Origin of the sequence: Pontibacter chitinilyticus (genome assembly GCF_039748935.1) — a bacterium.
Taxonomy (GTDB): Bacteria; Bacteroidota; Bacteroidia; order Cytophagales; family Hymenobacteraceae; genus Pontibacter; species Pontibacter chitinilyticus.
In genome coordinates, this window is sequence record NZ_JBDIZJ010000002.1 from 56,517 (window position 1) to 75,702 (window position 19,186).

Annotated in this window: 21 protein-coding genes; all 21 read right to left on the reverse strand. The window is 46.6% G+C overall.

What is annotated here, in order from left to right; genetic code table 11:
* Nucleotides 1–11 precede the first annotated feature (11 nt).
* The 21 genes from rplN to rplA all read right to left on the reverse strand — a co-directional run bounded on the left by rplN (nucleotide 12) and on the right by rplA (nucleotide 19,184).
* A complete protein-coding gene (rplN, locus tag ABDW72_RS03785) occupies nucleotides 12–380 on the reverse strand; it encodes a 50S ribosomal protein L14 (protein WP_242923647.1) in 369 nt (122 codons plus the stop codon).
* A 1-nt stretch (nucleotide 381) separates the two neighbouring features.
* Nucleotides 382–639 carry a 30S ribosomal protein S17 gene (gene rpsQ, locus ABDW72_RS03790; protein WP_347157133.1) on the reverse strand — a complete coding sequence of 86 codons (258 nt, stop codon included), beginning with the start codon at nucleotides 637–639 and terminating at the stop codon, nucleotides 382–384.
* 13 nt (nucleotides 640–652) lie between these two features.
* On the reverse strand, nucleotides 653–853 hold the full coding sequence (gene rpmC / locus ABDW72_RS03795; protein WP_347157134.1) for a 50S ribosomal protein L29: 201 nt from the start codon (nucleotides 851–853) through the stop codon (nucleotides 653–655).
* A gap of 2 nt (nucleotides 854–855) precedes the next feature.
* Nucleotides 856–1,278: a 50S ribosomal protein L16 gene (gene rplP, locus ABDW72_RS03800; RefSeq protein WP_347157135.1), complete on the reverse strand. Its 423-nt coding sequence runs from the start codon at nucleotides 1,276–1,278 to the stop codon at nucleotides 856–858.
* A gap of 30 nt (nucleotides 1,279–1,308) precedes the next feature.
* Nucleotides 1,309–2,112, reverse strand: a complete 804-nt coding sequence (rpsC, locus tag ABDW72_RS03805; RefSeq protein ID WP_347157136.1) for a 30S ribosomal protein S3 — start codon at nucleotides 2,110–2,112, stop codon at nucleotides 1,309–1,311.
* A 5-nt stretch (nucleotides 2,113–2,117) separates the two neighbouring features.
* Nucleotides 2,118–2,510, reverse strand: coding sequence for a 50S ribosomal protein L22 (rplV, locus tag ABDW72_RS03810; protein ID WP_347157137.1), 393 nt, complete (start codon nucleotides 2,508–2,510; stop codon nucleotides 2,118–2,120).
* A 1-nt stretch (nucleotide 2,511) separates the two neighbouring features.
* A complete protein-coding gene (gene rpsS, locus ABDW72_RS03815) occupies nucleotides 2,512–2,790 on the reverse strand; it encodes a 30S ribosomal protein S19 (RefSeq protein WP_196265841.1) in 279 nt (92 codons plus the stop codon).
* The gene (rplB, locus tag ABDW72_RS03820; RefSeq protein ID WP_347157138.1) at nucleotides 2,791–3,618 is read right to left on the reverse strand and encodes a 50S ribosomal protein L2; all 828 of its coding nucleotides are present in this window, start codon (nucleotides 3,616–3,618) and stop codon (nucleotides 2,791–2,793) included. It abuts the gene before it with no gap.
* Nucleotides 3,619–3,627: 9 nt separating this feature from the next.
* A complete protein-coding gene (rplW, locus tag ABDW72_RS03825) occupies nucleotides 3,628–3,915 on the reverse strand; it encodes a 50S ribosomal protein L23 (protein ID WP_347157139.1) in 288 nt (95 codons plus the stop codon).
* A complete protein-coding gene (gene rplD, locus ABDW72_RS03830; RefSeq protein ID WP_347157140.1) occupies nucleotides 3,915–4,544 on the reverse strand; it encodes a 50S ribosomal protein L4 in 630 nt (209 codons plus the stop codon). Before rplD ends, rplW begins: the two co-directional genes overlap by 1 nt.
* Nucleotide 4,545: 1 nt before the next feature.
* Nucleotides 4,546–5,163, reverse strand: a complete 618-nt coding sequence (gene rplC / locus ABDW72_RS03835; RefSeq protein ID WP_347157141.1) for a 50S ribosomal protein L3 — start codon at nucleotides 5,161–5,163, stop codon at nucleotides 4,546–4,548.
* Nucleotides 5,164–5,346: 183 nt separating this feature from the next.
* Nucleotides 5,347–5,652, reverse strand: a complete 306-nt coding sequence (gene rpsJ / locus ABDW72_RS03840) for a 30S ribosomal protein S10 (RefSeq protein WP_007654312.1) — start codon at nucleotides 5,650–5,652, stop codon at nucleotides 5,347–5,349.
* Between the two features lie 9 nt (nucleotides 5,653–5,661).
* Complete coding sequence (fusA, locus tag ABDW72_RS03845; protein WP_347157142.1) at nucleotides 5,662–7,764, reverse strand: elongation factor G; 2,103 nt, start codon at nucleotides 7,762–7,764, stop codon at nucleotides 5,662–5,664.
* A gap of 2 nt (nucleotides 7,765–7,766) precedes the next feature.
* Nucleotides 7,767–8,234, reverse strand: a complete 468-nt coding sequence (gene rpsG, locus ABDW72_RS03850; RefSeq protein WP_347157143.1) for a 30S ribosomal protein S7 — start codon at nucleotides 8,232–8,234, stop codon at nucleotides 7,767–7,769.
* A gap of 19 nt (nucleotides 8,235–8,253) precedes the next feature.
* Nucleotides 8,254–8,667 (reverse strand): 30S ribosomal protein S12, encoded by a 414-nt coding sequence (rpsL, locus tag ABDW72_RS03855; RefSeq protein ID WP_242923660.1) that lies wholly within the window; start codon nucleotides 8,665–8,667, stop codon nucleotides 8,254–8,256.
* A 104-nt stretch (nucleotides 8,668–8,771) separates the two neighbouring features.
* Nucleotides 8,772–9,089 carry a DUF3467 domain-containing protein gene (locus ABDW72_RS03860; protein WP_347157144.1) on the reverse strand — a complete coding sequence of 106 codons (318 nt, stop codon included), beginning with the start codon at nucleotides 9,087–9,089 and terminating at the stop codon, nucleotides 8,772–8,774.
* 3 nt (nucleotides 9,090–9,092) lie between these two features.
* Nucleotides 9,093–13,406: a DNA-directed RNA polymerase subunit beta' gene (gene rpoC / locus ABDW72_RS03865; RefSeq protein WP_347157145.1), complete on the reverse strand. Its 4,314-nt coding sequence runs from the start codon at nucleotides 13,404–13,406 to the stop codon at nucleotides 9,093–9,095.
* Nucleotides 13,407–13,506: 100 nt separating this feature from the next.
* A complete protein-coding gene (rpoB, locus tag ABDW72_RS03870) occupies nucleotides 13,507–17,385 on the reverse strand; it encodes a DNA-directed RNA polymerase subunit beta (RefSeq protein WP_347157146.1) in 3,879 nt (1,292 codons plus the stop codon).
* Nucleotides 17,386–17,538: 153 nt separating this feature from the next.
* Complete coding sequence (rplL, locus tag ABDW72_RS03875) at nucleotides 17,539–17,919, reverse strand: 50S ribosomal protein L7/L12 (RefSeq protein ID WP_347157147.1); 381 nt, start codon at nucleotides 17,917–17,919, stop codon at nucleotides 17,539–17,541.
* 43 nt (nucleotides 17,920–17,962) lie between these two features.
* Nucleotides 17,963–18,487: a 50S ribosomal protein L10 gene (gene rplJ, locus ABDW72_RS03880; protein ID WP_347157148.1), complete on the reverse strand. Its 525-nt coding sequence runs from the start codon at nucleotides 18,485–18,487 to the stop codon at nucleotides 17,963–17,965.
* Nucleotides 18,488–18,491: 4 nt separating this feature from the next.
* Nucleotides 18,492–19,184, reverse strand: a complete 693-nt coding sequence (rplA, locus tag ABDW72_RS03885; protein WP_347157149.1) for a 50S ribosomal protein L1 — start codon at nucleotides 19,182–19,184, stop codon at nucleotides 18,492–18,494.
* Nucleotides 19,185–19,186: the final 2 nt, after the last annotated feature.

A 19,186-nucleotide genomic window follows, 5' to 3' on the forward strand; every position in this document is an offset into this window, starting at 1 on the left:
TGAATTAGGGATTATAGAACTTCAGGCGCTAACGAAACAATTTTCATGAATTGCTTTTCACGAAGTTCGCGGGCAACTGGTCCGAAGATACGGGTACCACGCGGCTCATTATTTGCGTTGAGCAGAACAGCAGCATTATCATCGAAACGGATGTACGAGCCATCTTTTCTTCTGATTTCTTTCTTAGTTCTTACAACAACAGCCTTTGAAACAGTTCCTTTTTTAACGTTTCCTGATGAAAGGGCAGACTTTACAGTTACTACAATACGGTCTCCTATAGAGGCGTATTTTTTTCCGGTTCCGCCTAACACACGGATGCAAAGCACTTCTTTGGCTCCGCTGTTATCTGCTACAGTTAGTCTTGATTCCTGCTGTATCATTTTATTTAGCCCTCTCTATTATTTCAACTAAACGCCAGTTCTTATTCTTGCTCAGTGGACGGGTTTCCTGAATGCGTACAACATCACCGATGTTACATTCGTTCTTTTCGTCATGCGCCATGAACTTAGTAGATTTGTTCACGAACTTCCCGTACATCGGGTGCTTCATTTTACTCTCTACTAATACTGTGATAGATTTGTCCATCTTGTTGCTAACAACCTTACCACTTCTTTCTTTTCTTAGATTTCTCTCTTCCATGATCTAATAAGTCTTAAGAGTTAGCTTCAATTTCACGACGACGCACTTCCGTATTCAGGCGGGCAATCAGACGCTTCGTCTCACGAAGCTTCATTGGGTTCTCCAACGGAGATATGGCATGTGCAAAACGCAGGGTCTGCATGCTGGAGCGCTCAGTGTTCAGCTTCTCTGCCAGCTCTTCTGCTGACAAAGCTTTAATTTCTGAATTTTTCATGATTATTTCTCAACGTAATCTCTACGTACTACAAACTTTGATTTTACAGGAAGCTTTTGCGCAGCTAGTCTCAGTGACTCCTTGGCAACTTCCAAAGAAACCCCATCTGACTCAAACATGATGGTACCTGGCTTTACCACGGCTACCCAATACTCCGGAGAACCTTTACCTTTACCCATACGCACCTCTGCAGGCTTCTTCGTGATAGGCTTGTCAGGGAATATGCGAATCCATACTTGACCCTCCCTTTTCATAGCTCTTGTCATGGCGATACGAGCGGCCTCAATCTGGCGGCTGGTGATCCACGATGCTTCGAGCGACTTTATTGCAAATGAACCAAATGAAATGGTGCTGCCTCTATGAGCCAGACCAGTCACGCGGCCTTTTTGCATTTTTCTATATTTTGTCCTTTTCGGCTGTAACATTTTCTAAAATCTAATAATGTTATCAAACAATTATTGACGTGGCTTGCTATTGCGTCGTGGGCCACCACCACCAGCACCATCCGATTTCTTATTTCGGTTGCCACCGCGGCGGTCATTACCACCACCCGCACGTCTGTCATTACCACCACCTGATGATGCACCAGGTCCTTTGCCGCTTTCCAGTCCGGCGTTAGGAGTAAGATCTTTCCTGCCGTATACTTCGCCTTTAAAGATCCATACTTTAATACCTAACTTACCATACACGGTCTGCGCTTCAGATAAGGCATAGTCGATATCAGCACGTAACGTATGAAGCGGTGTTCTGCCTTCTTTGTAGTGCTCTGTACGAGCCATTTCAGCACCGCCAAGTCGACCTGAAACCTGTACTTTGATACCTTCAGCACCTACACGCAGTGCAGAAGCGATAGCCTGCTTCATGGCACGACGGAAAGAGATACGGGCTGCCAGCTGCTGCGCGATAGATTCACCTACCAGTTTCGCATCCAGCTCCGGACGTTTGATCTCAAAGATGTTAATCTGCACATCTTTGTTGGTCAGCTTCTTCAGCTCTTCCTTGATCTTGTCAACTTCCGCTCCGCCTTTACCAATTACAACGCCCGGACGGGCTGTATTGATAGTGATGGTGATACGCTTAAGCGTTCTCTCAATAATGATTTTAGAAATGCCCCCTTTCGGGATACGCGCCAGGATATATTTTCTGATCTTCTCGTCTTCAATCAGCTTTTCAGCGAAATCTTTGCCGCCATACCAGTTAGAATCCCAACCCTTAACAATGCCGAGTCTAAACCCGATTGGATTAACTTTCTGTCCCATACTTCTTACTTTTTGGCTTTTTTAGATTTCTTTGATTGCTGCTCGAGTTGCTCTTCCGTCATGCTGTCGATTACTAACGTCACATGATTTGATCTCTTCCTGATGCGGTGACCGCGACCCTGAGGAGCTGGACGAAGACGCTTCAGCATTTTTCCTTCATCAACAAAAATCTCTTTGATGTATAAGTTGGCATCTTCTATTCTGCCTTCCTCATTCACCTGCTGCCAGTTTGCTAAAGCTGATAAAAGAAGCTTCTCAAGCTTAGCGGCACCAGAGTTGGCCTCGAACTTCAATAATCCGAGTGCTCGTGATACGCTTTTGCCACGTATCAAACCTGCTACCAGTCTCATCTTGCGAGGAGAGGTAGGCACGTTATTCAGTTTTGCTATTGCTTCCATTTTAACGCTTGCCTTTATCTTTTTTAGCAATGTGACCTCTGAAGTTCCTGGTAGGAGCGAATTCGCCAAGTTTATGGCCTACCATGTTCTCCGTTACATACACCGGAATAAATTTATTGCCATTGTGTACTGCAAATGTGTGGCCCACGAAATCCGGGGAAATCATGGATCTGCGAGACCAGGTCTTGATAACAGTCTTTTTACCAGACTCGTTCATCGCATCTACTTTCTTCTCGAGCCTATAGTCAATATAAGGCCCTTTTTTTAATGATCTAGCCATTTATTTCTTCTTTCCTCTATTAACTATAAGCTGTTCAGAATACTTATTCTTGTTGCGGGTTTTCAGACCTTTCGCATACAAGCCCTTACGTGAACGTGGGTGACCGCCCGAAGACTTACCTTCACCACCACCCATAGGGTGATCGACAGGGTTCATGGCAACACCACGTACGCGTGGACGCTTGCCTAACCATCTGTTACGTCCGGCTTTGCCAAGGTTTACGTTCATGTGGTCGCCATTCGAAACGGTACCAACAGTAGCGTAGCAGTTCACCAGCACCATACGAAGCTCACCAGAAGGCAACTTGATGGTAGCATAGCGGCCTTCACGGGCAACTAACTGCGCATAAGAACCAGCACTACGTGCCAGTACAGCGCCGCTATTTGGCTGCAGCTCAATGTTGTGAATGATAGTACCTAGAGGAATTTCAGACAATGGTAAACAGTTGCCTACTTCCGGAGCTATGCCCGGACCTGAGGTGATCACTGTCCCTACCTGCAGGCCAGCCGGAGCAATAATATAGCTCTTCTCGCCATCAGCGTAGTATACCAAGGCAATTCGCGCAGTCCTGTTCGGATCATACTCGATTGTCTTCACGGTTGCCGGAACACCATGCTTTGTTCTTTTGAAGTCAATAATTCTGTACTTCTTCTTATGACCACCGCCAATATAGCGCATTGTCATTTTCCCGGAATCATTACGTCCACCAGATTTTTTAATAGGTGCCAACAAAGATTTCTCAGGAGTAGAAGTCGTTACTTCATCAAAAGCAGGGGCTACTCTAAATCTTTGACCTGGTGTTATTGGTCTTAACTTTTTTAAAGCCATTTTACTTAATTATATGCCGCTATAAAAGTCTATTACATCACCCTCTTTCAGGGTTACGATTGCCTTTTTCACAGGAGTTGTCCGGCCAGACACAGCACCAGATTTGGTGTACTTTGTCTTTACTTTGCCGTTGGTGCGCATGGTGGCTACTTTTTCAACAGTAACGCCATACATCTTTTCAACTGCCTTTTTGATTTCTACTTTGTTGGCTTTTCTCTCCACCTCAAAAGTATACTTTCCAACCTCGTTCATGGCAGCATACTTCTCTGTTACCAGTGGTTTCTTAAGTACGTTCATTATTTTGCGCTATAGAGGTTTTCTAAAACATTAACTGACTCCTCAACCAACAGTAGTTTTTGTGTGTTAAGCAGGTCATAGGTATTAAGGTCCGAGGCAGTCGTAATCTTCAGTTTCGGAAGGTTTCTTCCAGAAAGCACCACGTTTTTGTTTACCTCTGGCAGCACCATCAGGGTCTTGCCAGTAGACTGCAAGTTGTTCAAAATGCCTTTGAACTCTTTCGTCTTAGGTGTATCAAGTGTGAAAGACTCAACAAGTGCTACCCGGTTATCGCGGGCCAGCAAAGCAAGTGCAGAAAGACGGGCAACTACCTTTGTCTTTTTGTTCAGCTTAAAGCTATAGTTTCTTGGCTTTGGACCAAATACACGGCCACCACCCACAAACACAGGTGATTTTAAGCTACCTGCACGGGCGCCGCCAGTACCTTTTTGCTTCTTGATCTTTTTAGTTGATCCGGCAACCTCATTTCTTTCTTTTGCCTTGTGCGTACCTTGTCTCTGGTTAGCCAGGTACTGCTTTACGTCAAGATACATGGCATGCTCGTTCGGCTCTGCACCAAAGATCGCATCTGAAAGGGTTACCTTTCTACCTGTATCTTCACCTTTGATATTGAATACAGAAAGCTCCATTTTATTTCTCAATTAACACGTAAGAATTTTTGGCACCTGGTACAGAGCCACTAACTACTAATAGGTTTTTGTCTGCCACAATGCGTACCACAGTCAGGTTTTGAATCTTCACCCTGTTACCGCCCATTCTACCAGCCATACGCATGCCTTTAAACACGCGTGATGGCCAGGAGCAGGCACCAATTGAACCAGGGTGTCTGGCTCGGTTGTGCTGTCCGTGTGTCTGGCCACCAACACCTGCAAAGTTGTGACGCTTTACAACACCTTGGAAACCCTTACCTTTAGATGTTCCTACAACATCTATAAACTCTCCTTCAACAAAGATATTCGCATCAACTGTGTCGCCGAGGTTAAAAGAAACCCCTTCCACATCAAATTCTGCTACTTTTTTCTTTGGAGATGTGTTCGCTTTCTGAAAATGACCAGCTTCTGCTTTTGTCGTTCTTTTAAGCTTCTTCTCGCCATAGCCAAGCTGCACAGCTGCATAGCCATCAGTTTCGACTGTCTTCACCTGAGTAACTACACACGGGCCAGCTTGGATAAGCGTAACAGGAGTGTATTTACCATCTGCTGTGAAGAGGCTTGTCATTCCGATTTTTTTACCGATAATTCCAGGCATTCAACTTGTTATTAATAGATGGATACAATAATTTATCACCCCTCAGCTTTTGCTAAGGGAGTGCAAAGTTAATGAAATTTAGTTTTTTATCGCAACCTTTCTCTAAAATATTTATTATCAAGGTTGTACTAAATAAAAAAGGAGGACCATTTCTGATCCTCCTTTTTTATTGAAGATGCTTTATCAAACTTTGATTTCTACATCCACGCCGCTAGGAAGCTCCAGCTTCATCAGCGCATCTACTGTTTTAGAGCTGGTAGAATAGATATCAACCAACCGCTTGTAAGTGCATAACTGGAACTGCTCACGAGATTTTTTATTTACGTGTGGCGAGCGCAGCACAGTAAATTTATCCTTCTCGGTTGGAAGCGGAATGGGGCCGCTTACGATGGCACCAGTAGCTTTTACAGCCTTCACGATCTTCTCAGATGACTTATCTACCAGATTGTGGTCGTAAGACTTTAACTTTATTCTGATTTTCTGATTCATTATATACTACTATTTAGCTGTAGTTCCTTTAATTTTTGCGATGATACCATCGGCCAAGTTCTGAGGTACTTGCTCATAATGTGAGAAAGTCAACGAAGCAGTTGCGCGGCCAGATGTAATGGTACGAAGATCCGTTACATAACCGAACAGCTCTGACAAAGGAACATCAGCCTTTACTACTGTTGCCGTTCCTTTAGTATCCATACCTTTCATGATACCTCTTCTTCGGTTTAGGTCACCTGTTACAGGACCGGTATACTCATCTGGAGTTACCACGTCTACTGCCATGATCGGTTCAAGCAACTTCGGTGCACACTGCTTTCCAGCCTCTTTGAAACCTTGGCGTGCGGCCAGTTCAAATGAAAGCGAGTCGGAGTCTACATCGTGGAAAGAGCCGTGGAACAGACGCACCTTCATAGAGTCGATCGGGAAGCCTGCCAGAATACCGTTCTTCATAGCTTCTTCGAAACCTTTCTGAACAGCTGGAATGAATTCTCTTGGAATTACACCACCTACAATGGCGTTCTCGAATTCAAGGCCTTGCTTGCCATCTTCGCGAGGTCCCATGGTAAACACGATGTCGGCAAACTTACCACGACCACCAGACTGCTTCTTGAATACCTCACGGTGCTCAACTGTTTTGGTGATTGTTTCTTTGTAAGCTACCTGTGGTGCACCCTGGTTCAGCTCAACCTTAAACTCGCGCTTCATACGGTCGATGATGATCTCCAAGTGCAGTTCGCCCATTCCTCTCAGAATGGTCTGACCTGTTTCTTCATCTGTATTTACCTGCAGCGTTGGATCTTCTTCCACAAGCTTGGCTATAGCCATACCCATTTTATCAGAGTCCGCCTGCGTCTTAGGCTCAATAGCATAGCCAATTACTGGTTCAGGGAAATCCATTGATTCCAGAACGATTTTCGCGTTCTGATCACAAAGGGTATCACCTGTTTTGATGTCCTTGAAACCTACTACAGCACCAATATCACCAGCACCCAGTCTTTCAATCTGGTTTTGCTTATTAGCGTGCATCTGGAAGATACGGGAGATACGCTCTTTGTTATTAGAGCGGGTATTGTATACATAAGAACCTGATTCCAGTACACCTGAATAAGCTCTTACGAAGCAAAGGCGACCTACATAAGGGTCTGTCGCAATTTTGAAGGCTAGGCCAGCAAACGGCTCGCTTTCGCTTGGCTTACGTGCAATTTCTGCACCTGTATCTGGGTTGATACCTTTGATGCTCTCTTTATCCAGCGGTGACGGGCAAAGTGCCATCACATAGTCCAGCATGGTTTGAACGCCTTTGTTCTTAAACGAAGAACCGCAAAGCATTGGAACGATTGCCATGTCAATGGTTGCAGCACGAAGCGCGGCGATGATTTCATCTTCTGAGATCGAATCTGGATCTTCGAAGTATTTTTCCATCAGGGTCTCGTCGTACTCGGCCACAGCTTCCAACAGTTTCTCTCTGTATTCTGCTGCTTCTTCTACCATGTCGTCCGGAATTGGAATTTCTGTAAAGGTCATCCCTTTATCTTCTTCGTTCCAGATGATACCACGGTTGTTTACCAGGTCTACTACGCCACGGAAGTTATCCTCTCCACCAATTGGCAACTGCAGTGCTACTGCGTTGCTGCCCAACATTTCTTTTACCTGCTTACAAACAGCCAGGAAGTCAGCACCAGAGCGGTCCATTTTGTTCACGAAACCGATACGGGCAACTTTATAGTTGTCTGCCAGGCGCCAGTTTGTTTCTGACTGCGGCTCTACGCCATCTACAGCACTGAACAGGAACACCAGCCCATCCAGTACACGCAATGAACGGTTTACCTCAACGGTAAAGTCCACGTGTCCAGGTGTGTCAATGATGTTAATGTGGTACGGCTGGCCTCTATAGTTCCAGCTTACAGTTGTTGCAGCAGATGTAATGGTAATACCTCTTTCCTGCTCCTGCTCCATCCAGTCCATCGTGGCGGCACCATCATGCACCTCCCCAATTTTGTGGCTTACGCCTGCATAGTATAGAATACGCTCGGTAGTGGTAGTTTTACCGGCATCGATGTGCGCTGCTATCCCTATGTTTCTTGTATATTTTAAGTCTCTTGCCATTACTAGAATCTAAAGTGTGAGAAGGCCTTGTTTGCCTCAGCCATTCTGTGCGTGTCGTCTTTTTTCTTCACGGCAGCACCTTCTCCTTTGGCTGCTGCCATAATTTCGCCAGCTAACCTGTCTCTCATTGTTTTCTCACCACGCTTACGCGCGTAAGAAATCATCCACTTAATACCCAGAGATACTCTGCGGTCTGGTCTAACCTCAGTCGGCACTTGGAACGTAGCACCCCCTACCCTGCGGCTTTTAACCTCTACACTTGGCATGATGTTATTCAATGCCTTCTTCCAGGTTTCCAGACCGTTTTCTTTTGTTCTTTGCTCTACTATTTCTACAGCTTCGTAGAAGATACCATAAGCAACACTTTTCTTTCCGTCTTCCATCATGTAGTTAACGAAACGTGTTACCAGGGTCTCTTTATATTTTGGATCTGGGAGGAGTATTCTACTTTTCGGCTTTGCTTTTCTCATTGTATTAAAATGCTATGTATTATTTCTTTTTACCTTTGCCTGCAGCCGCTGCCGGTTGTCCTGGCTTAGGTCGTTTCGCGCCATACTTAGAGCGAGACTGAAGACGGCCACTTACACCGGCTGTATCCAGCGCACCACGTACGATGTGGTAACGAACTCCTGGCAGGTCTTTTACCCGGCCACCTCTGATCAGCACAATAGAGTGCTCCTGCAGGTTGTGTCCTTCACCCGGAATATAGGCGTTAACTTCTTTACCATTTGTCAGACGAACCCTGGCTACTTTACGCATGGCAGAGTTTGGCTTCTTTGGCGTAGTCGTGTATACGCGCGTGCATACACCACGTCGCTGTGGGCATGAGTCAAGAGCAGGAGACTTCGACTTTGACGTCAGTTTCTCTCTACCCTTTCTTACTAATTGCTGTATAGTAGGCATTTACTAGCTGTTAATTATAGATTTTTCCACTTTTGATTTTGGTTTGCAAAGGTATAAAATTGACTTTGCAAATTCAAAATTTTAATTCATTAATTCTTAGCACCTTAGGCTTCTCCCACTGTCCCTCCAAAGTTCATCGGAAAGGAAGGAGCTTCCTGTGCCTGCTTTATTTCCCCAAAACTAGCCTCAAATTTAGTGATGTTATCGGCCAGAGCCGCCAATAAACGTTTGGCGTGCTCTGGCGTGATAACAATTCTTGATTTGACTTTTGCTTTGGGCAGGCCTGGCATCAAACGAATAAAATCAATTACAAATTCGCCGCTGGAGTGTGCGATCATAGCCAGGTTGGCGTATTCGCCTTCGGCAATCTCCTCCGTTAACTCAATGTTAATCTGATTCTGTTTCTGCACTTCGTCTGCCATACCTTATTTGCTTTGCAGCTCTTGCTGTCTCTTGGTAGTCGCCTTTTTTGACTCCACCAGTGAATCATACTCTTCCTGGTTTCCAACGATCAGGTTCTGGTAATCTCTCAGACCTGTACCTGCCGGGATTAGATGTCCTACAATTACGTTCTCTTTCAGACCAAGCAGTTCGTCCGCCTTACCTTTGATAGCAGCCTCACTCAACACCTTGGTTGTTTCCTGGAAGGAAGCGGCTGAGATAAAGCTTTGCGTACCCAAGGACGCCTGTGTGATACCCTGCAATGTCGGACGGGAAACAGATGGCTGTGCATCGCGCACGGTCACCAGTTGCATGTCACGGCGCTTTAGGCTGGAGTTCTCATCCCGCAGTCTTCTAGCCGTTACAATCTGGCCCGGCTTCAGGTTAACAGACTCTCCGCTTTCTTCTACTACTTTCATGTCGATGATGCGGTCGTTCTCTTCCATAAAGGTGATCTTATCCACCACCTGGTTCTCCAGGAAGCTGGTATCACCCGGATCTACCACCACTACTTTCTGCATCATCTGGCGAACAACCACCTCAATGTGTTTGTCGTTGATCTTCACACCCTGCAGACGGTATACTTCCTGAATCTCATTTACCAGGTACTCCTGCACAGCACCCGGACCCTGAATGTTCAGGATATCGGTTGGCGTGATAGCTCCATCCGACAATGGCATACCGGCACGGATAAAGTCGTTATCCTGCACCAGGATGTGCTTGGAAAGCGGCACCATATACTTCTTCTTCACGCCGTCTTTCGACTCAATGAAGATTTCGCGGTTACCACGCTTCACGCTGCCATAGGTTACCACACCGTCAATCTCGGACACTACTGCCGGGTTAGACGGGTTACGCGCCTCGAAGAGCTCCGTCACACGTGGCAGACCACCTGTAATGTCCCGGGTCTTACCGATTGCACGCGGAATCTTAACCAGGATCTGACCGGCTTTGATCTTCTCACCATCTTCTACCGTTAAGTGGGCTCCTACTGGAATGTTATAACCTTTTGGCTCACCACTCTTCGGATTCACGATTATGGCAGGGTTCTGCGTCTTGTCTTTTGTATCAATGATCACTTTCTCACGGTAGCCAGTCTGTTCGTCCGACTCCTCGCGATAGGTGATACCTTCAATGATCGACTCGTAGCTGATCTGTCCGTCGAACTCAGAAAGGATAACAGCATTGTAAGGGTCCCAGCTACAAATAGCCTGTCCTTTTTCTACTGTCTGCCCTTCATCTATCGTCAGGAATGAACCGTATGGCACGTGGTTGCTGATAAGCAGCTTGCCGGAAGCCGGATCAATGATCTTCACCTCTCCGGAGCGGCCCATCACTACTTTCACCGGTGTGCCTTCATTGTTCACCGTGTCAATGGTTCTGATGTCTTCAAACTCGATCTGGCCATTAAACTTGGCGAAGATTGTCGCATCTACTGCGATGTTGGAAGCAGTACCACCCACGTGGAACGTACGCAATGTCAGCTGTGTACCCGGCTCACCGATAGACTGAGCGGCAATTACACCAACAGCCTCGCCTTTCTGCACCATAAAGCCTGTTGCCAGGTTACGGCCGTAGCACTTGGCACAGATACCACGCTTCGACTCACAAGTCAATACAGAACGGATCTCTACTGTTTCAATGGCTGCATTCTCAATTGCACGAGCCACTTCTTCAGTGATCTCCGAACCAGCTTCTATCACCAATTCGTTGCTAAACGGATCGTATACATCGTGTACAGTTACGCGACCCAGAATACGCTCTGACAGTGTCTCTACTACATCCTCGTTGTCTTTCAGCGCACTTACTTCCAGACCTCGTAAAGTACCGCAGTCTTCTTCGTTTACGATCACATCTTGTGATACGTCTACCAGACGACGTGTCAGGTAACCGGCATCCGCAGTTTTCAGAGCTGTATCGGCCAGACCTTTACGAGCACCGTGAGTAGAGATAAAGTACTCGATCACGTCCAAACCTTCCTTAAAGTTCGAAAGGATTGGGTTTTCGATGATTTCACCCACAGAACCTTGCAATGATTTCTGCGGCTTGGCCATCAGACCTCGCATACCACCCAACTGACGGATCTGCTCTCTCGAACCACGAGCACCGGAGTGCATCATCATGAAGATTGAGTTGAAGCCCTGGTCATCATTCTCCAGGCGACGCATCAACGTTTCCGTAATTTGATTGTTAATACGTGTCCAGATATCAATTACCTGGTTGTAACGCTCGTTGTCTGTGATCAGACCCATAGAGTAGTTCTGCCAAACGGCTTCTACATCTTTTTTGGCCTGGTTCACCAGAATATCTTTCTCTGCAGGTATAGAGATATCACCCAGTCCCATGGACAGACCACCTTTGTAGGCAGACTGGAATCCTAGGGTTTTAATATCATCCAGGAAGTGGGCTGTACGCGCCATACCTGTTTCTTTAAATACGCGGGAGATGATCTGCTGCAACTTCTTCTTGGTTAGCAGTTCATCAATATAGCCTACTTCTTCCGGTACAAACTGGTTGAAGAGCACGCGTCCGGCAACTGTTTCGATGAGCTTCAGCTCCAGTTCACCTTGTTCGTTCCGCACCATTGTTCTTACCTTGATAAAGGCATGCTTGGAGATTCTGCCTTCATTGATAGCGATGATCACTTCCTCCGCGGAGTAGAAGCTCATGCCCTCACCAGGTATCTTCTCTGTTTCAGTCGTGCGCTTTCCTTTCGATACATAGTATAAACCAAGTACCATGTCCTGAGATGGTACCGCAATTGGTGCACCGTTCGCAGGGTTCAGGATGTTGTGCGACGCCAACATCAGCATAGAGGCTTCCAAAACAGCAGCAGGTCCTAGTGGAACGTGCACCGCCATCTGGTCACCGTCAAAGTCAGCGTTGAATGCCGTACATACCAATGGGTGCAGCTGGATCGCTTTTCCTTCGATCAGTTTTGGCTGGAACGCCTGGATACCTAATCGGTGGAGGGTAGGAGCACGGTTAAGGAGTACTGGGTGGCCTTTCAGCACGTTCTCCAGAATATCCCAAACAACAGGATCCTTACGATCCACTATTTTCTTCGCAGACTTTACTGTTTTTACAATACCCCTTTCAATCAGCTTGCGGATGATGAACGGCTTGAAGAGCTCGGCTGCCATGTTCTTTGGCAGACCGCACTCGTGTAGCTTCAGTTCAGGACCAACCACAATTACCGAACGGCCGGAATAGTCTACACGCTTACCAAGCAAGTTCTGACGGAAACGTCCCTGCTTACCTTTCAGCATGTCTGAAAGTGACTTCAGCGCGCGGTTGCCTTCTGCACGAACAGCATTCACTTTACGTGAGTTGTCGAACAATGAGTCTACCGCTTCCTGCAGCATACGCTTCTCGTTACGAAGTATAACCTCCGGCGCTTTGATCTCTATCAGGCGCTTGAGGCGATTGTTACGAATGATTACGCGACGGTACAGGTCGTTCAAATCCGAGGTAGCGAAACGGCCGCCATCCAATGGAACAAGCGGACGAAGCTCCGGCGGGATAACAGGCACCATGCGGATAATCATCCACTCAGGTCTGTTCTCGATACGCGTCGTCGCATCACGGAATGCCTCTACTACACGCAGACGCTTCAACGCTTCAGCTTTACGCTGCTGCGATGTTTCGTGTGCCGCTGCATGGCGCAGCTCGTAAGAAAGGTCATCCAGGTTAATGCGCTCCAACAGCATCTGCAGCGCTTCAGCTCCCATCTTGGCGATGAACTTGTTTGGATCATTGTTATCCAACATCTGGTTCTCGCGCGGAAGCTTGTCAATCATATCCAGGTACTCGTCTTCTGTTAAGAAGTCCAGGTTGTTTACCCCGTCTTCTGCCAAAATACCTGGTTGAATTACTACATAGCGTTCATAGTAGATGATCTGGTCCAGCTTTTTAGTTGGCAAACCGAGCAGATAACCTATTTTATTCGGAAGGGATTTGAAGTACCAGATGTGTGCTACCGGAACTACGAGCTCAATATGGCCCATGCGCTCACGTCGCACTTTCTTCTCGGTCACCTCTACGCCGCAACGGTCGCAGATAATGCCCTTGTATCTGATTCTTTTATACTTTCCGCAGTGGCATTCCCAGTCCTTTACAGGTCCGAATATTCTTTCGCAGAATAAACCACCCATTTCAGGCTTATAGGTTCTATAATTAATTGTCTCAGGCTTTACGACCTCTCCGTTCGAACGCTCCAAAATCGACTCTGGAGAAGCTAAGCTTATCGTTACTTTAGAGAAGTCCTGAGTTAGCTTTTTATTTTTTGCAAATGCCATATTATTCTAATAATGTCGATACAATGAATATGCCTTACAGCGAAATCAGCATAAAGGAAGCGAAGCGCTTTGGTTTTCACCGCAGCGCTTTGCTTGTCTTTTATTCTAATGTAATTTCTAATGCCAGGCCTCTTAGTTCGTGAATCAATACGTTAAATGATTCCGGTATATTCGGCTTTGGCAGCACATCACCTTTCACAATCGCTTCGTATGCCTTGGCACGGCCGATCACGTCATCTGATTTTACTGTAAGTATCTCTTGCAGTACGTTAGAAGCACCAAAGGCTTCCAGCGCCCACACTTCCATCTCACCGAAACGCTGGCCACCAAACTGGGCTTTACCCCCCAATGGCTGCTGCGTAATCAACGAGTATGGTCCTATAGAACGGGCGTGCATCTTATCATCTACCAGGTGACCCAGTTTCAGCATGTAGATTACACCTACTGTAATCGGCTGGTCGAAGCGTTCACCGCTCAGGCCATCGTACAGGTAGGAACGTCCGAACCGTGGCAAGCCTGCTTCCGCCAGTTCTGCTGAAACCTGCTCTTCTGTTGCGCCATCAAAAATCGGAGTAGCATACTTTCTACCTAATTTCAGACCGGCCCAGCCCAGCACTGTTTCATAGATCTGGCCAATGTTCATCCTCGAAGGTACACCCAGTGGGTTCAGTACGATGTCCATCGGCGTTCCATCTTCCAAGAACGGCATATCCTCATCACGGACAATTCGTGCTACTACCCCTTTGTTACCGTGGCGACCCGCCATCTTATCGCCCACTTTCAGCTTACGCTTCTTAGCGATGTATACTTTGGCCAATTGCACGATACCAGCTGGAAGCTCGTCCCCTACTTCCAACGTGAAACGCTCACGCTTAAAGTGTGCAGACACGATGTTACGGCGCTTGTTGTAGTTCTTCACTAACTCCAGCAGCATGCCATTTGTCTTGTCGTCGTTGGTCCAGTTCTCCAGAATCAGGTCTTTGAACATGTTCACCTCTTCCGGCACCGCATAGTTGCTCTCATCCTTGTAAGGGTTCTTCTCAGGGAACAGCGCTTCCACGATGTTCTTTCTGGAGAACTTAGAGCCTTTTGTCAGAATTTCATCTCCGAACTTATGACGTATGCCCTGTGTGGTTTTACCTTCCAGCAAGCCCACCAGCTTGTCTACCATCACATGCTTGATAGCAGTCAGCTCTTTGCCATACTTGGTCTTCAGTTCTTCAACTTCTTTCTTCGACTTGGCCCGCAGGTTTTTATCCTTCTTCGGACGTGAGAACAGCTTCGTCTCAATAACCACACCATTTAATGAGGGCGGCGCCTTAAGCGAGGCATCTTTCACATCGCCAGCCTTATCTCCGAAGATCGCACGAAGCAGTTTCTCCTCCGGTGTCGGATCGGTTTCGCCTTTCGGTGTGATCTTACCGATCAGGATATCCCCTTCTTTTACTTCGGCACCAATACGGATAATACCATTCTCATCCAGGTTGCGCACGGCTTCTTCGCTTACGTTCGGGATTTCAGAAGTCAGTTCTTCCTCTCCACGCTTCGTTTCGCGCACTTCCAGTTCAAATTCCTCGATGTGGATAGACGTGAAAATGTCGTCTCGCACCACTCGCTCAGATATTACAATCGCATCCTCAAAGTTATACCCTTGCCAAGGCATGAACGCCACCTGCATGTTACGGCCAATAGCTAGTTCTCCCTGGTTGGTGGCATAACCTTCACAAAGCGGCTCGCCTTTGGTTACCCGCTGGCCTGTTTTTACAATAGGTGTCAGGTTGATACAAGTATCCTGGTTTGTTCTTCTGAACTTCACCAGCTTGTAGGTCACGTATTCTGCATCAAATGAAATAAGCTTTTCATCTTCTGTCAGATCATACTTTACAACGATCTTGTTCGCATCCACAAAGTCGATTACGCCGTCGCCTTCGGCAACAACCAGTGCGCGGGAGTCTATGGCTGCTCTTCTTTCTAAGCCAGTACCTACGATCGGCGCTTCTGCCTTTAGTAGTGGCACTGCCTGGCGCTGCATGTTCGAACCCATCAGGGCACGGTTGGCGTCATCATGCTCCAGGAACGGAATCATTGAAGCAGCAACCGATACGATCTGGTTCGGCGCAACGTCCATATAAGTATAGGTTTCCGGTGCTTCTACTGGGAAGTCACCTTCGAAACGTCCTTTAACTGTTGGGTTAACAAAGTTACCACCTTCATCAATTACAGCATTTGCCTGCGCAATGTGGTGCGTATCTTCTTCCTCCGCTGTCAGGTATTCTACCGATCCATCTACTACAACTTTACCTTCAATCACCTTACGGTAAGGTGTTTCGATAAAGCCCATGTGATTCACACGTGCATGCACGCATAAAGAGGAGATCAGACCGATGTTTGGTCCCTCCGGTGTCTCGATCGTACACAGACGGCCATAATGGGTATAGTGCACGTCACGCACCTCAAAACCGGCACGCTCTCTGGAAAGACCACCTGGCCCTAGAGCAGACACACGACGCTTGTGTGTTACTTCTGCCAGCGGGTTAGTCTGGTCCATAAACTGCGACAGCTGGTTGGTGCCGAAGAACGAGTTGATCACCGAAGACAACGTACGTGCGTTAATTAGGTCAACCGGTTTGAAGTCTTCGTTGTCGCGCACGTTCATACGCTCTTTGATGGTGCGGGCCATACGGGCCAAGCCAACGCCGAATTGCGCATACAGCTGCTCGCCTACTGTCCTAACTCGTCTGTTGCTCAAGTGGTCGATATCATCCACTACTGCTTTTGAGTTAATCAGGCCAATCAGGTATTTCACAATAAGAACAATGTCCTCATTAGTGAGTACTTTGGCATCCCAGTTTGTATCCAAGCCCAGCTTTTTGTTGATTCTATAACGACCAACTTCACCAAGGTCATACCGCTTATCAGAGAAGAACAACTTCTGGATAATATCACGCGCAGTCTCTACGTCTGGCGCCTCGGTGTTACGCAGCTGGCGGTAGATCTGCTCTACAGCTTCTTGTTCAGAGTTTGAGTTATCTTTCTGAAGCGTGTTATAGATGATAGCGTAGTCGGCGATGTTCACATTCTCGCGGTGCAGAATAATAGACTGCACACCAGAATCCGTGATCACGTCGATATCTTCCGGTGTAATCTCAGAGTCACGCTCCAGGATTACTTCGTTACGGTCGATTGATACTACTTCACCGGTATCTTCATCCACGAAATCTTCTGTCCATGTTCTTAAAACACGTGCGGCCAGACGACGGCCAATCGCATTCTTCAGATTAGACTTGTTTGCCGGAATTTCTTCAGATAGTCCGAACAGGTCTAAGATATCTTTGTCAGTGCCATACCCGATGGCACGCAGCAGGGTAGTAACTGGAAACTTCTTTTTACGGTCGATGTAGGCATACATAACGTTGTTCACGTCCGTTGCAAACTCTACCCAAGAGCCTTTAAATGGAATAATCCTGGCAGAATATAACTTTGTTCCATTTGTGTGCTTGCTCTGCGCAAAGAAAACGCCCGGAGAACGGTGTAACTGCGACACAATTACGCGTTCAGCACCATTGATGACAAATGAACCCTTTTCTGTCATGTAGGGGATGTTACCTAAGAATACCTCCTGCTCTATTGTTTCGAAGTCTTCGTTGTCTTCGTCGTTACAGATCAGGCGCAGTTTTGCTTTTAGTGGTACAGAATAGGTTAGGCCTCTGTCGATACTTTCATCCACAGAGTATTTTGGAGGGTCAATATGATAATCGATAAACTCCAGTACGAAGTTTTCGCGTGAATCGGAGATAGGAAAGTTCTCAGCAAATACCTTGAACAACCCTTCCTGTGCCCTGCTTTCAGCCGGTGTCTCCAACTGAAAGAAATCCTGAAACGACTGTAGCTGAACATCAAGGAAGTCAGGATAGTCGATAACAGGATTTATAGAGGCAAAATTGATTCGCTCTGTCGTCTTATTCTTAGCCAAGGCCATGGAATTTTACGTTTAAAATCTGTTAAATGCACACAGAGTCCAAAACAACTGTGGGCAGAAAAGAATTCATTTAATTTTGAATTCGTGTACAAACAGGAAAAGACCTGACGAATTTGCCAGGTCTACCTGTTTTCGGTATGTTGGTACGTGAGATTATTTAACCTCTACTTCAGCGCCAGCTTCTTCCAATGATTTTTTCAGTGAATCTGCTTCATCCTTTGCAACACCTTCTTTCAGGGCCTTAGGAGCACCGTCTACCAGTTCTTTTGCTTCTTTCAAGCCAAGGCCTGTCAACTCTTTCACCAGCTTAACAACTGCTAATTTAGAGGCACCTGCTGACTTAAGGATCACGTCAAAAGAAGTTTGTTCTTCTGCAGCAGCTCCTCCTTCAGCAGCTCCGCCACCAGCTACCATTACTGGGGCTGCAGCAGCTGGCTCAATGCCATACTCATCCTTAAGAATAGTAGCTAGTTCATTAACCTCTTTAACAGTTAAGTTTACTAACTGCTCAGCGAATGCTTTCAAATCTGCCATTTTTTATTGAAATTAAAAGTTACTTATTGATTACGTTTTTAAATTATTCTTTTTCAGATAATGTCTTCAGGATACCAGCCAGTTTGCCACCGCTGCTCTGTAGAGCAGAAACAACGTTCTTAGCAGGAGACTGAAGCAATGCGATAACATCACCGATAACCTCGGCTTTAGATTTAACCTTAGTTAAGGCATCCAGCTGCTCATCGCCGGTGTAGATACCGGCGTCGATGAAGGCTCCTTTCAGAAGTGGAAGCGCATTGCCCCTTTTCCGGAAGTCCTGGATCAGTTTGGCCGGCGCGTTACCTGACTCCGCAGAGAACAGGATACCTGAGGCGCCTTTCAACACTGTATCCAGTGCTGTTGTGTCAGCTTCTAAAGTATCTAAAGCCTTTTTAATAAGTGAGTTCTTGTATACTTTGTACTCGATCCCCCGCTCAAATGCCAGCCTTCTGAAGGCGTTGATGCCTGCTACCGACATGGTGGAAGCATCTGTGATGTAGAAGTAGTTAGTGTTAGCTAACTTCTCGCTCAGGTCCCGTACGATTATCTCTTTTTCTTCCCTGGTCATTTTCTTAGATAGCTAAATTCTTGTCAACTGTTACAGCTGGGCTCATTGTGCTAGACAATGTGATGCTTTTGATGTAAGTTCCCTTTGCAGAAGAAGGCTTCAGACGGTTCAGCGTCTGGATTACCTCGGCAGCATTAGCCGCCAGTTGCTCTGCAGAGAAAGATACTTTACCTACGCTGGTGTGGATGATACCGAACTTGTCAACTTTAAAGTCGATCTTACCGGCTTTCACTTCTTTTACAGCTTTGGCTACATCTTGTGTAACAGTACCAGACTTAGGGTTTGGCATCAGGTTACGTGGTCCCAGAATTCTACCTAAACGACCAACTTTGGCCATTACGGCAGGCATCGTGATGATCACGTCTACATCTGTCCATCCTTTTTCGATCTTCTGAATGTAATCATCCAGGCCAACAAAATCAGCGCCTGCATCACGCGCTTCCTGCTCTTTATCAGGAGTTACCAGGGCCAGCACTTTGATATCTTTACCAGTACCGTGCGGCAGGGTAACTATACCTCGTACCATTTGGTCGGCTTTGCGGGGATCAACGCCCAGACGAACGTCGATATCAACAGAGGCATCAAACTTTGTAAAAGTGATGTCTTTTACTACTCCGGCTGCATCTGCTAAAGCATACTCTTTGGTCAGGTCAGCTTTCTCTAAAGCTGCTTTCCTTTTCTTTGTAATCTTCGCCATTT